Raw genomic sequence first — 14,910 nt, forward strand, 5'->3', positions numbered from 1 at the left:
TTCAGTACGCTCCCGCCCCGCGTGCGACCGCGGCCCATGTCCTCCATAGGATCCGCAGATCCAGCGTGAGAGACCAGTTCTCGACATAACGCAGGTCCAACCGTACCGATTCCTCCCATGACAGGTCAGGTCGGCCGCTGACCTGCCACGGTCCGGTCATCCCCGGCCGCAGCGCGGGCCTCCCCCGGACGTCGTCGCCGTATCGCGCGACCTCCTCCGGCAGGGGCGGGCGCGGCCCGACGAGCGACATGTCGCCGCGCAGCACGTTGACGAGCTGCGGCAGCTCGTCGATCGAGTATCGCCGCAGCAGGGCGCCGAGCGGGGTGACGCGGGGGTCCCTGCGGACCCTGAACAGCGCGCCGCGGGCGTCGCCGGTCAGCTCGACCTTGCGTGCTTCGGCGTGGCGGTGCGTCGTGCGGAACCTCAGGATCGTGAACTCGGCGCCGTCCCGGCCCACCCGCCGCTGCCGGGACAGGGCCGGGCCCGGCCCGCTCGCCCGTACGGCCACGGCGACCGCGGCCAGCAGCGGGGCCAGCACCACCAGCGCCGCGGCGGCCACCAGCCGGTCGAAGACGGCCTTGACCAGCCGCCGCCGGCCGGAGAGCCCCGGACGCCCGGCGTGCGGCGGCGGCGGCGGTGGCGGCGGCGGCGGTGGCGGCGGTGGCGGCGGTGGCGGTGGCGGCGGTGGCGGTGGTGGCGGTGGCTCCGCGCGGCCCGCGCCCGCCGCCCGGAGCCGGCGCAGCCCGCGCCGCACGCCCAGGACGATCACCCAGGCGACCGGCAGCGCGCCACTCGCCATCACGAACGGAGTCACGTACCCAGTACCCTCGCCGGACCGGATCACGACGGTGGTGATCCCTGTGAGAGAGGTGCCCGAGATGTCGCAGACGGCGGCGAACCCGTGTCGCGCGGCCCACTCCGGTGGTCGCGCGGCCGGACGGCGGGGCGCGCCCCGCGACGCGCCGGCTCCGAGCAGGGACGCGCCGGCTCCGACCAGAGAGGCGCCGGCTCTGCCCAGGGAGGCGCCACCGTCCAGCACTCTCACCCCTCGTGATTCGCCCACTACCGAACGTGATGGAATGCTAGCGGCCGCACCCTGGCCCCTCAGGGAGAACTGGTGAAAGCCGAGACGTACATATCCGTCGACATCGAGGCGGACGGCCCCATCCCCGGCCCCTACTCCATGGTCAGCTTCGGCATGACCGTGGCGGGCCGCATGACGGGACGGCGCTTCGAGCGGACCGATCCGGAGGCCCGGACCTTCTACGCCGAACTGCGGCCGATCAGCGACGACTTCGTGCCGGAGGCGCTGGCGGTGAGCGGCCTCGACCGCGACACACTGCTACGCGAGGGCCGCGATCCGGCGGAGGCGATGACGGCCGCGGCCGCCTGGATCGCGGAGGTCTGCGGCGCGGATCTGCCGGTGCTCGCGGCCTTCCCCCTGTCGTACGACTGGATGTGGATGTACTGGTACTTCCTGCGCTTCACCGGCGAGTCGCCGTTCGGCCACTCCCGGTGCGTCGACATCAAGACGCTGTACGCGGCGAAGGCCACGGTGCCGATCGCCTGGGCCACCAAGCGGCAGATGCCGCGCGAGGTGCGGTCGAGCCGGCAGCACACCCACAACGCGCTCGACGACGCCGTCGAGCAGGCCGAGCTGCTGCAGAACCTCATGGAGTGGCGTTCCCCCCACAGGAAACCGAAGGACAGTTGAACCAGACAAACGCGGGCACTCACCGGAACGCCGACACTCTTTGGGAACTGACTTGACATTCTCCCCTCCCTGGAAAGAGGGGATTCCAACCCTCACAGGTTGGTCTTCCTGCTTCGCTGCCGGTTGCCCGCTCGGAGGACTCCGTTGAGGTCTTACACCAGCTCCGCAGGCGTTTCACCTCTCCGCCAGCCCGGCGGCGAGGATGTTCCTGGCGGCGTTGACGTCCCGGTCGTGGACCGCGCCGCAGGCGCATTCCCAGGTCCGGACGTTCAGCGGCATCGCCTCGGCCAGGGTCCCGCAGGCCGAGCACCGTTTGGACGAGGGGAACCACCGGTCGATCACGACCAGTTCCCGCCCGTACCACTGCGCCTTGTACTCCAGCATCGAGCGCAGTTCCCGCCAGGAGGCGTCGGAGATGGCGCGGGCGAGGGAGCGGTTCTTGACCATGTGGCGGACGGTCAGGTCCTCGATCACGACCACTTGGTTCTCGTGGACGAGCGAGGTGGTGAGCTTGTGCAGGAAGTCCCGGCGCCGGTCACTGATGCGGGCGTGGGCGCGGGCGACCTTCAGCCGGGCCTTGGCCCGGTTCGCGCTGCCCGCCGCTTTGCGGGCCAGCGAGCGCTGGGCCTTGGCCAGCTTGCGCCGGTCGGTGCGCTCATGCCGGGGGTTGGCGACCTTGCCGTCTTCGTCGGTCACCCCGGGGATCGGGCGGGACAGGGCCACCAGGCTGGTGATCCCCGCATCCAGGCCGACCATGTCCCCGGTGGGGTCGAGGGGGCGGATCGTCTCCTCCACCAGGAGGGACACGAACCATCGCCCGGCCGCGTCCCTGCTCACGGTCACCGTGGACGGCTCCGCCTCCTGCGGGAGCGGACGCGACCACACGATGTCCAGCGGGGCGTCCATCTTCGCCAGCGTGAGCTGCCCGTCGCGGTAGCGGAACGCCGAGCGGGTGTATTCGGCCGACGCCCGGGACTTCTTACGCGACTTGAACACCGGATATCTGGCCCGCTTGGCGAAGAAGTTCGCGAACGCCGCCTGCAGGTGTCGCAGCGCCTGCTGCAACGGCACACTGGACACGCCGTTGAGGAACGCCAGTTCCTCCTCGCGTTTCCACGCCGTCAACGCGGCCGAGGACTCCGCGTAGGAGACGCGACGGCCCTCCAGGGTGTAGGCGCGGGTCCGTTCCTCCAGCGCCTTGTTGTAGACCAGGCGCACGCACCCGAACGTCCGGGCAAGCTCGGACGCCTGCTCGGGAGTGGGATGGAAGCGGTACCGGTAGGCCCGCTTCACCGTCTGCGCCACTCCGCACATCATGCCACCCGATCAGCTGACGCTCGCGTGAATTCGCACAGCGGTTCGCCTTGCGGCGAAACACCTACCCCTGCCCTGCTCCCGCAGGCAGTCCAATTCCTCCCCCGCCCGAAGGCGGGGGTTTCCTCGGAGGCTTTGATGAGCGACGCCGAACTCCCCCGGCTGACGGTGATCGGGACCGGTTACCTTGGGGCGACGCACGCCATCTGCATGGCCTCGCTGGGCTACGACGTGGTCGGGCTCGACGTGGACGCCGAGAAGATCCGCAAACTACAGTCGGGGGAGGTGCCGTTCTTCGAGCCGGGCCTGCCCGAGCTGCTGGCCAAGACCCTGGAGTCGGGACGGCTCCGCTTCACCACCTCCTACACCGAGGCCGCCGAGCACGGCGACGTCCACTTCATCTGCGTGGGCACCCCCCAGCAGCCCGGCCTGGACGCCTGCGACCTCAGCTACGTCGACGCCGCCGTCCGGGGCCTGGCCCCGCACCTGACCCGCCGCTGCCTGGTGGTCGGCAAGTCGACCGTGCCGGTCGGCACCGCGGCCCGGCTGGGCGGACTGCTGACCGAACTGGCCCCGGCCGGCGCGGAGGTGGAGCTGGCCTGGAATCCGGAGTTCCTGCGGGAGGGCTTCGCCGTCGACGACACGCTCCGGCCCGACCGGCTCGTCTTCGGCGTCACCACGGAGTGGGCGCGTGAGCGGCTGGCCGCGGCGTTCGCGCCGATCCTCCGCCACGGCACCCCGACCGTGGTCACCGACCTCCCCACCGCCGAGCTGGTCAAGGTCGCCGCCAACTCCTTCCTGGCCACCAAGATCTCGTACATCAACGCGATGGCGGAGGTCTGCGAGGCCACCGGAGCCGACGTACGCGACCTGGCGCAGGCCCTCGCCTACGACGACCGGATCGGCGGGCGTTTCCTCCAGCCCGGCCTCGGGTTCGGCGGCGGCTGCCTGCCCAAGGACATCCGGGCCTTCGCCCACCGGGCCGAGGAGATCGGCGCCGGCCAGGCCGTGTCCTTCCTGCGGGAGGTCGACGCCATCAACCGGCGCCGCCGATCCCGTACGATCGACCTGGTCAGGGAGCTGCTCGGCGGTCAACTCGACGGCCGGAGGGTGGCCTGCCTCGGCGCCGCCTTCAAGCCCAACTCCGACGACATCAGGGACGCCCCGGCGCTCGACGTGGCCCGGACGATGCACGGGCTGGGCGCCGACGTACGGGTCTACGACCCGGTGGCGCTGGACAACGCCCGCCGCGCCTACCCGGAGCTCAGGTACGGCACCAGCGCCATGGACGTGGCCGGGGACGCGGACGTGGTGGTCCTGCTCACCGAGTGGGCCGAGTTCCGCGCGATCCGGCCCGAGGCGCTGGCGGCGGTCGTCGCGCACCGGCGGATCGTGGACGGCCGGCACGCCCTCGACCGGGACGCCTGGCGCGCGGCGGGCTGGGAGTATCGCGCCCTCGGCCGTCCCTGAGGCCCCCGCGGATCAGGGACCTCCGCGGATCAGGGACCCCCGCGGGTCGCCCTTCGCCGGGAGCCGCGCGCTCCCGGCGGCGGGACCCTCAGCGGGGACCCTCTGGCGGCGGACCTCAGCGGGGAACTCAGCAGGGGGGAACTCAGCGGGGCGGCTTGGCCGGGTTGAGGTCGCCGGCGTGGAACCGGTTCTGCGTCGCCTCCAGGCCCGCCGTCATCAGCGACTCCACCATGTCGGCGGCCCGGTCCACGAGGAACGGCAGGTCCTTGCGCTCGGCCGTGGCGAAGTCGCGCAGCACGAACGTCGCCGGGTCCATCCGGCCCGGCGGGCGGCCGATGCCGAACCGGATGCGCGGGTAGTCGCGCGTGCCGAGCGACTTCGTGATCGACTTCAGGCCGTTGTGCCCGTTGTCGCCGCCGCCGAGCTTCGCGCGCAGCGCGCCGTACGGGATGTCCAGCTCGTCGTGGACCACGGCGACCCGGTCAGGAGTGATCTTGTAGAAGTCGGCCAGCGCCTTGACCGGACCGCCGGACAGGTTCATGAAGGACAGCGGCTTGGCCAGCACCACGGGCAGCGCGGCCAGACGGCCCTCGACCACCTCGGCCCGCGACCGGTGCGCCTTGAACCGCCCGCCCACCCGGGCCGCCAGCTCGTCGAGCACCAGGAAACCCGCGTTGTGGCGGTTCCCGGCGTACTCCGGCCCGGGGTTGCCCAGGCCCACGACCAGCCACCGCTGCGCGGCCGTGTCGGACATCGCTGTCTCCTCCACTGTCGCCTCACGTGGAAGAGTCCTCCGCGGGACACCCCGCGGAGGACTCTCTCACGAATCAGTCCTACTCGGCGGCCAGGGCGGTGCCACCCTCGGCGGCCTCGCCCTGCTCGGGCAGCCCGGCCGACGGAGCGGCGATCACCTGCAGCACCAGGGCCTCGGGGTCACCGGCCAGCGTGGTGCCCTCCGGCAGCTTCAGGTCGGCCGCGTGCACCGTGTAGCCCTCTTCCTTACCGTCCACGTCGACCTCGACGCCGGTCGGGATGTGGGTCGCCTCGGCCTCGACCGAGAGCGTGTTCAGCGGCTGGTCGACGATGGCGCTGCCGTTCGTCGCGCCGACGACGGTGACCGGGATCTCGACGACGACCTTCTCGCCCCGCTTGACCAGGAGCAGGTCGACGTGCTCCAGGAAGCCCTTGATCGGGTCGCGCTGGACGCCCTTGGGCAGCGCGATCTCGTCCACGCCCTCACCGTGCAGGCGGATGAGCACGTTGGGCGTGCGCAGCGCGAGCAGCAGCTCGTGGCCGGGGAGGGTCAGGTGCTTGGTCTCGGTGCCGTGGCCGTAGAGAACGGCGGGGACCTTGTTCCCCCGGCGGATCTTGCGGGCGGCGCCCTTGCCGAACTCGTCGCGGAGCTCGGCGGCGATGCGTACTTCGGACACGGCACATCTCCTAGGGATGTCGACGGATGACGCGCTCCCCCTCACCCGCCCTAGCGGAAGGCGTTACGAGCGCAACCCCACAAGCCTATCGCGTCTTCCGTGGTGGCCAGGTGGCCCTTAGACTGGCGGCATGCAACGTACGTCGTGTCAGGGCTGGTGGCGCTCCGGATAGGAGCGGCCGATCACACGCGTACGACGGGCCGTTCGGATGGACGGCCCTTTTTCGTGCTCCCTGGACGAGGGGTCGCCGTCGGCGGCGGACCACCTGCCAAGGGAGAGATCACATGACGACCACTCTGGAGAGCAGTCCGTCCGACGACCTCGGCGGTGCTCGTCGCGGACTACCAGGTCCTTACCGACCGGGACGTCGCCGACCGGCTCACCGAGCACGTGGAGGACCTGGTGCTCGACTACCTGGCCGCGGGCCTCGACCCCGGCCGGGCCACGATCTTCACGCACAGCACCGTGCCCGCGCTCAACCAGCTGCTCCTGCCGTTCCTCAGCCTGGTCTCGGTCGCGGAGCTGGGCCGCAACCCCACGGTCAAGGACGAGATCGCCCACTCGCGGCAGTCGGCGGTCAGCGGGCTGATGTTCACCTATCCCGTGCACCAGGCCGCCGACATCCTGTTCTGCAGGGCCGGGATCGTCCCGGTCGGGCAGGACCAGCTCCCTCACCTGGAGGTCGCCCGCCTGATCGCGCGCCGCTTCAACCACCGCTACGGCTCCCCCTCGCACCCGGTGTTCCCCGAGCCCGAGGCCCTGCTGTCCGCGGCGCCGCTGCTGCTCGGCACCGACGGCGCCAAGATGAGCAAGAGCCGGGACAACGCCGTCGCCCTGTCCGCCACCGCCGACGAGACCGCCCGGCTGATCCGCGGCGCGAGGACCGACGCGGACCGCCACATCACCTATGACCCGGCCGCCCGGCCCGAGGTGTCCAGCCTCGTCCTCCTGGCCGCGCTGTGCCTCGGCGGGGACGCGCACGAGGTGGCCGGCGAGATCGGCGGCCGGGGGGCCGCCGCGCTGAAGGCGCTGGTCACCGACGCGACCCTCACGGAGGTCCGTACGGCGATGGGCGCCCGCTACTAGACCCGGTCCGGGCCCCCGGGGACGTCCGGGGGCTCGGAGCGGATCAGGCGTCGCCCTCGAAGAGGCTGGTGACGGAGCCGTCGGTGAAGACCTCGGTGATGGCCCGGGCGATCAGCGGGGCGATCGACATCACCGTGAGGCTGTCGAACCTCTTCTCCTCCTCGATGGGCAGCGTGTTGGTCACGACCACCTCGGAGATCCGGGAGTTCTTCAGGCGGTCCACGGCGGGCCCGGAGAACACCGCGTGGGTGGCGGCCACGATGACGTCGGTCGCGCCGTGCTCGTACAGGGCGTCGGCGGCCTTGCAGATCGAGCCGCCGGTGTCGATCATGTCGTCGATCAGCACGCAGGTCCGGCCGTGGACCTTGCCGACCACCTCGTGCACCTTCACCTGGTTCGCCACGTCGAGGTCGCGCCGCTTGTGGATGAAGGCCACCGGGGTGCCCAGGCTGTCGGACCAGCGCTCGGCGAGCCGTACGCGGCCGGTGTCGGGCGAGACGATCGTGGTCGTCGCCGGGTCGAGCTTGCCGCGCAGGTAGTTGATCAGCACGGGCATCGCGAACAGGTGGTCCACCGGGCCGTCGAAGAAGCCCTGGATCTGCGAGGTGTGCAGGTCGATGGACATCATCCGGTCGGCGCCCGCCTGCTTGAACATGTCGGCCACCAGCCGGGCGGTGATCGGCTCGCGGCCGCGGCCCTTCTTGTCCTGGCGGGCGTAGCCGTAGAACGGCATGATCACGGTGATCCGCTTGGCCGAGGCCCGCTTGAGCGCGTCCACCATGATCAGCTGTTCCATGATCCACTGGTTGATCGGCGCGGTGTGGCTCTGCATCACGAAGGCGTCGCAGCCGCGCACCGACTCCAGGTAGCGCACGTAGATCTCGCCGTTGGCGAAGTCGCGCAGCGCGGTCGGCGTGATCTCGACACCGAGCGCGTTCGCGACCTCCTCGGCGAGCTCGGGGTGGGCCCGGCCGGAGAAGAACATGAGGTTCCGCTCGCCGGTCGTCTTCTTGCCGCTCATGCCGCGCTCCTCGCGTGTCGAGCCTGTCGGCCGTGCCGGGCCTGATGTGGCCGGACGGACCGGTCCGCGGTGCCCTCGCCTCGCCCGGGGCCCGCGAACTCCTTCGCCCCGTCGATGTGGTCGGTCACGGTGTCCTCCTGGCCTGGCCCTTCGGCGCTACGCGGTCGGACCGCGCCTCGTACTCTTCCCTGTCCCCGCACGGCGCGCCGGGGCGCGGGCCGTGGGTGGTCCTCACTGGGCGGCGGCGTCCCCGCCGTTCACCTCGGGCGCGCCCTCCAGGGCAGCCTCGGGCGCGGCCTCGGGGCCGGCCGGCGCCCGCCGGGCCGCCTCGTCGGACGGGGTGCCGGCCCTGCGGCGGGCCACCCAGCCCTCGATGTTGCGCTGCCGGCCGCGGGCGACCGCCATCGCCCCGGGCGGCACGTCGGACGTGATCACCGAGCCGGCGGCGGTGTAGGCGCCGTCGCCGATGGTGACCGGCGCGACGAGCATGTTGTCGCTGCCCACGCGGACGTGGTCGCCCACGACGGTGTGGTGCTTGCCGACGCCGTCGTAGTTGACGAAGACGCAGGCGGCGCCGATGTTCGAGCCGGTGCCGATCGTCGCGTCGCCGACGTAGGTGAGGTGGGGGACCTTCGAGCCCTCGCCGATCCGCGCGTTCTTGGTCTCGACGTACGCGCCGATCTTGCCGCCGCGGCCGAGCACGGTGCCGGGGCGCAGGTACGCGAACGGGCCCACGGTGGCGCCGGCGCCGATCTCCGCGCCGTCGGCCACGGTGTTTCGTACGACGGCGTCCTCGCCGACGACGGTGTCGGTCAGCGTGCTGCCCGGCCCCACCTCGGCTCCCGTCCCGATCCTCGTGGCGCCCCTGAGCTGGGTGCCGGGATGGATCACGACGTCGGGTTCCATGACGACGCCGGCGTCGACCCACGTGCCGGCCGGGTCGACGACGGTGACCCCGGCGCGCATGTGCGCCGCCAGGATGCGGTCGTTGAGCACCCGCCGCACGAAGGCGAGCTGGACGCGGTCGTTGACGCCCTCGACCTCCGCATGGTCGGCGGCGACGTGGGCGCCCACCCGATGGCCGTCCTCGCGGAGGACGGCCAGCACGTCGGTCAGATACTCCTCGCCCTGGGCGTTGGCGGCGCCGATCCGCCGCAGGCCGTCGGCCAGCAGCGTGCCGTCGAAGGCGTACACGCCCGAGTTCATCTCGGTGATCGCGCGCTGCTCGGGGGACGCGTCCTTCTCCTCGACGATCTCCAGCACCGCGCCGTCCTCGTCGCGCACGATGCGCCCGTAACCGGTGGGGTCGGGGACCACGGCGGTCAGCACGGTGACGGCGTTGCCGTCGGCGGCGTGCCGCTCCAGCAGGGCCGCCAGGGTCTCGGCGCGCAGCAGCGGCGTGTCGCCGTACGTCACCAGGACGGTGCCCTCGATCGGGCCCTCGGCCTCCAGGGCGGTGCGCACGGCGTGGCCGGTGCCGTTCCGCTTCTCCTGCACGACCGTGCGGGCGTCCGGCGCGGTCTCCGCCAGGTGCGCGCCGACCTGCTCCCGGGCGTGGCCGATGACGACGACCAGCCGTTCGGGGGTGAGGCCGCGCGCGGCGGCGAGCATGTGGTCCACGAGCGTCCGGCCACAGACCTCGTGAAGGACCTTGGGGGTTTTCGACTTCATCCGGGTGCCCTCGCCGGCGGCGAGGACGATCACGGCTGCCGGGCGCGGCACACTCACGGACTGAGGCTCCCTCGGCGTCGCGGCTCACTACACGAAGCGGCTTACTACACGAAACGGTGCGGGATCGGCTGCGGCTTCCACGCGTCCACTACCCATGAACCGCACGGTCACCCGCTCGACAAGGTGAGCTTACCTGCCGTCCCCCGGGTGGGAACCAGGCCCCCCGGGGCGCACGACGGACGGACGGACAGGCTCCCGGGGGAGGATTCGAACCTCCGTTGACAGAACCAAAATCTGTAGTCTTGCCCCTAGACGACCCGGGAATGGGCCAAAACCCCATTTGTCCGATTCTGGCAAGTGCCGGAATCCGACCTCAGGATACAGAGCCGACCCCTCGCGCGCGCCCCCAAAACCGCGCCCCCAAAACTACGCTCATCGGCCCGGCCGGTCCGCCCGCCCGCCTCCGGCGGGCACCCCTCCCCGGATCCCCGCGCCACCGCCCGGCCCACGGTTCGGGTGCTCGGCATCCGCCTCGCGGACGCGACCTCTCACACGCCTGCGACAGCACGCCGGGATGTTAGATAAGCCACATTGCGGGCAGGGCGCCGTGGACCTCACGCGACCGGCGACGAGCCTCTGATGTGGGGCGACAGGCATTACCAGATTGCCGAGCGTTGGGGCAAGACGTGGATTCGCCACCAGATGTGGCCCGGCGCGTCACCTTCCACACATTCGCTCTTAGGGGTTCCTAACTTACGATGGCGTAAGTTACGGTCGCGTAGCCAGAAAATCTTCTCAACACCCGTGAGGTAGCCCATGACCGTCGTCTCCGACCGCGCCGCGCCGCAGCCGAAGCCGGACTTCGAACCACAGGACAAGAGCAAGGCCGACTTGGTTGTCTTCGCGCTCGTCGTCGGCGCGCCGATCCTGGCGGTCTTCGCCGCGGTGCCGTTCGCCTGGGGCTGGGGCCTGGGCTGGACCGACCTCGCGATCGCCGGAGTGTTCTACGTCGTTTCCGGCCTGGGCGTCACCGTCGGATACCACCGCTACTTCACACACGGATCGTTCAAGGCGAACCGGCCGCTGAAGATCGCCCTCGGCATCGCCGGCAGCCTCTCGCTGGAGATGTCCGTGCTCGACTGGGTGGCCGCCCACCGCAAGCACCACAAGTTCTCCGACAAGGAGGGCGACCCGCACTCGCCGTGGCGCTTCGGCCCCGGCTTCAAGTCCATGTGCAAGGGCCTGCTGTACGCCCACATCGGCTGGCTGTTCGAGTCCGAGCGGGTCAACCGGGCCAAGTACGCCCCGGACCTGATGAAGGACCCGGACGTGATGAAGCTGCACCGGGCCTTCCCGGCCCTGGCGATCACCTCCCTGCTGCTCCCGGGGATCCTGGGCGGCCTGATCTCGTGGTCCTGGCAGGGCGCGGTGACCGCGTTCTTCTGGGGCACGGTCATCCGGATCGGCCTGCTGCACCACGTCACCTGGTCGATCAACTCCATCTGCCACGTCTTCGGCGAGGAGGTCTTCGAGTCGCGTGACAAGTCCCGCAACGTGTGGTGGCTGGCGATCCCCTCGTTCGGCGAGTCGTGGCACAACCTGCACCACTCGGACCCCACCTGCGCCCGGCACGGCGCGCTGAAGGGCCAGATCGACCTGAGCGCCGGCGTCATCCGCTGGTTCGAGAAGGCCGGCTGGGCCCGTGACGTTCGCTGGCCGACACCGGAGCGGCTGGCGGCGAAGCGCATTGCCTGACGCCCCAGTCGGCGCGGATGGCGGGGCCGCTTTCGCACAGGCGGCGGCCCTGTCTCCAACCATCGCTCCGCTGACGTCCGCACCGGCGCCCCTGGCGGCGCCGCTCCCCTTACCCGTCCCGGGCCGGGCTCCGGCCAGGGCAACCGCCATCATGGAACCTGTGAGCGAGTCCTCCCGAGCTCGACGACGCATGACCGGCGCGGAGCGGCGCGAGCAGCTGATCCAGGTCGGCCGGGCCCTGTTCGCGGACAAGGGCTTCGACGGCACGTCGGTCGAGGAGATCGCGGCGAGCGCCAAGGTCTCCAAGCCCGTGGTCTACGAGCACTTCGGCGGCAAGGAGGGCATCTACGCCGTCGTGATCGACCGGGAGATGCAGCGCCTGCTGAGCCTGGTCACCCAGGCGCTGTCGGCCTCGCACGCACGCGTCAAGCTGGAGCGCGCCGCGCTCGCCCTCCTGCAGTACATCGAGGAGAGCAGCGAGGGCTTCCGCATCCTGGTCCGCGACTCCCACGCCGCGTCGGGAACGGGCACCTTCGCCAGCCTGATCAGCGACATCGCGAGCCAGGTCGAGGACGTGCTCGCGGACGAGTTCCGGGAACGCGGCTACGACCCCAAGTTCGCGCCGATGTACGCGCAGATGCTCGTGGGGATGACCGCCCTCACCGGCCAGTGGTGGCTCGACGTGCGCACGCCGCGCCGCGAGGAGGTCGCCGCCCACCTCGTGAACCTGTCCTGGAACGGCCTGAAGGGCCTCGACTCCGACCCCGGGCTCACCGGCGCGACCCGCGGGCTGGTCCTGAGCCCCGCCGCCGAGACCCGTACGCCGCGGCCCACCGAGCGCGAGGCGAAGGAGCAGGAGAAGCTCCGCCGCGAGCAGGAGAAGGCCCGCGAACGCGAGCAACGCGAACGCGCCAGGGAGCTCGAACGCCGCCAGCGCGAGCTGGAGAAGACCAGGGAACGCGAGCAACGCGAACGCGCCAAGGAGCTCGAACGGCAGCTCAAGGAGCAGGAGAAGCTCCGCCGCGAGCAGGAGAAGGCCCGCGAACGCGAGCAACGCGAACGCGCCAGGGAGCTCGAACGCCGCCAGCGCGAGCTGGAGAAGACCAAGGAACGCGAGTAGCGCGAACGGGGCCGGGGCCTCGACTGGCAGCAGCCCGGGGAGATCTGAGGGGCGCCCCCGGGAGACAGCCGGCGGGACGGCTCGCGATACCGCGGGCCAGGTGACCGGCGGGGGTGAGCGGGCCTGACTGTTTCGTTGCTGCGAAGTTAACGTTCCGTTCAATGTTGTGGGGCATATTTCGTTATATGTCCGCCCAAAGCTCCCCCTCACCTGCGCCGGAGGAGGCCGACCTCCCCGCGCCCGCCCCCCTGCCGAACGACCGGTTCCTCAACCGTGAGGAGAGCTGGCTCCTCTTCAACGAACGGGTCCTGGAGCTCGCCGAGGACTCCTCCGTGCCGCTGCTCGAACGCGTGCGGTTCCTCGCCATCTTCGCGAGCAACCTCGACGAGTTCTTCCGCGTACGGGTGGCCGGGCTGAAGCGGCGGATGGCGACCGGGCTGCTGCTGCGGACACCGGGCGGGCTCAAGCCGAGCGAGGCGCTGACCCGGATCGCGTCGGTCGCCGACGACCTCGCCCGCAGGCACGCGGCGGTCTTCCATGAACGGATCTGCCCGGAGCTGGCCGAGCAGGGCATCGCGATCGTCCGCTGGGACGACCTCGCCCGGGAGGAGCGGACGGCGCTGCGCAAACTCTTCCGCCAGCGGATCCGGCCGGTCCTGACGCCGCTGGCCGTCGATCCCGCCCACCCGTTCCCGTACATCTCGGGGCTCTCGCTGAACCTGGCGGTCACCGTGCGCAACCCGGTGACGGGCCACACGGTGTTCGCGCGGGTGAAGGTGCCCTCGCAGCTCCCCCGGTTCGTGAACGCGTCGAAGGACCGGTTCGTCCCGCTGGAGGACGTGATCGCGGCGCACCTGGGCGAGCTGTTCAAGGGCATGCAGATCGTGCAGCACCACGTCTTCCGGGTGACCAGGAACGAGGACCTGGAGGTCGACGAGGACGTCACCGAGAACCTGATGAAGGCGCTGGAACGCGAGCTGCTGCGCCGCCGGTTCGGGCCGCCGGTGCGGCTGGAGGTCGAGGACACCATCACCCCCCAGGTGCTGGAACTGCTCGTGGACGAGCTGGGCGTGGCCGACAACGAGATCTACCGCCTGCCCGGGCCGCTCGATCTGATCGGGCTGCACGCCATCGCCGACCTCGACCGCCCGGAGCTCCACTACCGGCCGTTCGTCCCGGCGGAGGCGATCAGCGCCGAGGACGATCTGTTCGCCACCCTGCGCGAGCGTGACATCCTCGTCCACCACCCGTACGACTCGTTCGCGACGAGCGTGCAGCGGTTCGTGGAGGACGCGGCGGCCGACCCGGACGTGCTGGCCATCAAGCAGACGCTCTACCGCACCAGCGGCGACTCGCCCGTCGTGGACGCGCTGATCGACGCGGCCGAGGCGGGCAAGCAGGTCGTGGTCGTGGTGGAGATCAAGGCGAGGTTCGACGAGCACGCGAACATCTCCTGGGCCCGCAAGCTGGAGACGGCCGGGTGCCACGTGGTCTACGGCGTGCTCGGCCTCAAGACGCACTGCAAGCTCGCCATGGTGGTCCGCCAGGAGGCGGGCGGCGAACTGCGGCGCTACTGCCACATCGGCACCGGGAACTACAACCCGAAGACGGCCCGGCATTACGAGGACTTCGGCCTGCTCACCGCCGACCCGCAGGTCGGCGAGGACGTGACCGACCTGTTCATCCACCTGACCGGCTACTCCCACCAGTCCGACTACCGCAGGCTGCTGGTCGCGCCGGACTCGCTGCGCCAGGGCCTGCTCGACCGGATCGAGCAGGAGATCGCCCATCGCGCGGCCGGCCGCACGGCCCGCATCCGGATCAAGACGAACTCGATGGTGGACGAGCCGGTCATCGACGCGTTGTACCGCGCGTCGCAGGCGGGCGTGCCGATCGACCTGTGGGTCCGCGGCATCTGCACGCTCCGCCCCGGCCTGCCGGGCCTGTCGGAGACCATCCGCGTACGCAGCGTGCTCGGCCGGTTCCTCGAACACTCCCGCGTGTTCGAGTTCGGCGGGGGACGCCGGCCGGAGATCTGGATCGGCAGCGCCGACCTGATGCGCCGCAACCTGGACCGGCGGGTCGAGGCGCTGGTCAAGGTCACCAGCCCGGAGCACCGCAGGTATCTCGCCCATCTACTCGACCTGGCCTTCGAGGACACCACCACCTCCTGGACGCTGCACTCCGACGGCAAGTGGCTGCGCCACCGGGGCGAGACCGACCTCCAGCACCACCTGATCGCGAGCCGCCGCTGGCGGACCGTGGACGACGGGGGCGAGTGATGACGACCGGGCCGATCAGGGCGGCCGGTGCGAGAAGGACGGCCGGT

General features: G+C 71.1%; 9 protein-coding genes, 1 tRNA gene and 3 pseudogenes. 6 read left to right on the forward strand and 7 right to left on the reverse strand.

What is annotated here, in order from left to right:
• Position 1: 1 nt before the first annotated feature.
• Positions 2–631: pseudogene (locus tag OG344_RS04515) on the reverse strand (sugar transferase); the annotation flags it as partial.
• Between the two features lie 486 nt (positions 632–1,117).
• On the opposite strand from OG344_RS04515, the gene OG344_RS04520 reads away from it, so the two are divergent.
• Positions 1,118–1,714: a 3'-5' exoribonuclease domain-containing protein gene (locus OG344_RS04520; protein WP_327048002.1), complete on the forward strand. Its 597-nt coding sequence runs from the start codon at positions 1,118–1,120 to the stop codon at positions 1,712–1,714.
• Between the two features lie 93 nt (positions 1,715–1,807).
• On the opposite strand, the pseudogene OG344_RS04525 reads toward OG344_RS04520, so the two are convergent.
• Positions 1,808–3,028 (reverse strand): annotated as a pseudogene (locus OG344_RS04525) (RNA-guided endonuclease InsQ/TnpB family protein); the annotation flags it as partial.
• 138 nt (positions 3,029–3,166) lie between these two features.
• Here OG344_RS04525 and OG344_RS04530 point away from each other — a divergent pair.
• Complete coding sequence (locus tag OG344_RS04530; RefSeq protein ID WP_405087096.1) at positions 3,167–4,498, forward strand: UDP-glucose dehydrogenase family protein; 1,332 nt, start codon at positions 3,167–3,169, stop codon at positions 4,496–4,498.
• A gap of 142 nt (positions 4,499–4,640) precedes the next feature.
• Here the strand turns inward: OG344_RS04530 and pth are convergent, their stop codons facing one another.
• Together pth and OG344_RS04540 are read right to left on the reverse strand one after the other, a co-directional pair.
• Positions 4,641–5,252, reverse strand: a complete 612-nt coding sequence (pth, locus tag OG344_RS04535; RefSeq protein ID WP_327048004.1) for an aminoacyl-tRNA hydrolase — start codon at positions 5,250–5,252, stop codon at positions 4,641–4,643.
• 79 nt (positions 5,253–5,331) lie between these two features.
• Entirely contained in the window at positions 5,332–5,928 is a 597-nt protein-coding gene (locus OG344_RS04540; RefSeq protein WP_405087097.1) for a 50S ribosomal protein L25/general stress protein Ctc, read from the reverse strand.
• Between the two features lie 321 nt (positions 5,929–6,249).
• On the opposite strand from OG344_RS04540, the pseudogene OG344_RS04545 reads away from it, so the two are divergent.
• Positions 6,250–6,966: pseudogene (locus OG344_RS04545) on the forward strand (tryptophan--tRNA ligase); the annotation flags it as partial.
• Positions 6,967–7,057: 91 nt separating this feature from the next.
• Here the strand turns inward: OG344_RS04545 and OG344_RS04550 are convergent.
• The 3 genes from OG344_RS04550 to OG344_RS04560 form a co-directional block, all read right to left on the reverse strand.
• A complete protein-coding gene (locus OG344_RS04550; RefSeq protein WP_405087098.1) occupies positions 7,058–8,035 on the reverse strand; it encodes a ribose-phosphate diphosphokinase in 978 nt (325 codons plus the stop codon).
• 231 nt (positions 8,036–8,266) lie between these two features.
• On the reverse strand, positions 8,267–9,763 hold the full coding sequence (glmU, locus tag OG344_RS04555; protein ID WP_327048007.1) for a bifunctional UDP-N-acetylglucosamine diphosphorylase/glucosamine-1-phosphate N-acetyltransferase GlmU: 1,497 nt from the start codon (positions 9,761–9,763) through the stop codon (positions 8,267–8,269).
• Between the two features lie 195 nt (positions 9,764–9,958).
• A tRNA-Gln gene (locus OG344_RS04560) sits at positions 9,959–10,029 on the reverse strand.
• A 493-nt stretch (positions 10,030–10,522) separates the two neighbouring features.
• Between OG344_RS04560 and OG344_RS04565 the strand changes: the two genes are divergently transcribed.
• From OG344_RS04565 to OG344_RS04575, 3 genes are all read left to right on the forward strand, one after another.
• The gene (locus OG344_RS04565; RefSeq protein ID WP_327048008.1) at positions 10,523–11,461 is read left to right on the forward strand and encodes an acyl-CoA desaturase; all 939 of its coding nucleotides are present in this window, start codon (positions 10,523–10,525) and stop codon (positions 11,459–11,461) included.
• 151 nt (positions 11,462–11,612) lie between these two features.
• A complete protein-coding gene (locus OG344_RS04570; protein WP_405087099.1) occupies positions 11,613–12,581 on the forward strand; it encodes a TetR/AcrR family transcriptional regulator in 969 nt (322 codons plus the stop codon).
• A gap of 185 nt (positions 12,582–12,766) precedes the next feature.
• Positions 12,767–14,863: an RNA degradosome polyphosphate kinase gene (locus OG344_RS04575; protein WP_405087100.1), complete on the forward strand. Its 2,097-nt coding sequence runs from the start codon at positions 12,767–12,769 to the stop codon at positions 14,861–14,863.
• Positions 14,864–14,910 lie beyond the last annotated feature (47 nt).

Source organism: Microbispora sp. NBC_01389, from assembly GCF_045040095.1.
GTDB lineage: Bacteria > Actinomycetota > Actinomycetes > Streptosporangiales > Streptosporangiaceae > Microbispora.

What these genes read in the sequence shown, in the direction of transcription:
- OG344_RS04550 (WP_405087098.1), bottom strand. Translation starts at nt 8,035, where the DNA reads ATGAGCGGCAAGAAGACGACCGGCGAGCGGAACCTCATGTTCTTCTCC.
- pth (WP_327048004.1), bottom strand. Translation starts at nt 5,252, where the DNA reads ATGTCCGACACGGCCGCGCAGCGGTGGCTGGTCGTGGGCCTGGGCAAC.
- OG344_RS04570 (WP_405087099.1), top strand. Translation starts at nt 11,613, where the DNA reads ATGGAACCTGTGAGCGAGTCCTCCCGAGCTCGACGACGCATGACCGGC.
- OG344_RS04565 (WP_327048008.1), top strand. Translation starts at nt 10,523, where the DNA reads ATGACCGTCGTCTCCGACCGCGCCGCGCCGCAGCCGAAGCCGGACTTC.
- OG344_RS04575 (WP_405087100.1), top strand. Translation starts at nt 12,767, where the DNA reads ATGTCCGCCCAAAGCTCCCCCTCACCTGCGCCGGAGGAGGCCGACCTC.
- OG344_RS04530 (WP_405087096.1), top strand. Translation starts at nt 3,167, where the DNA reads ATGAGCGACGCCGAACTCCCCCGGCTGACGGTGATCGGGACCGGTTAC.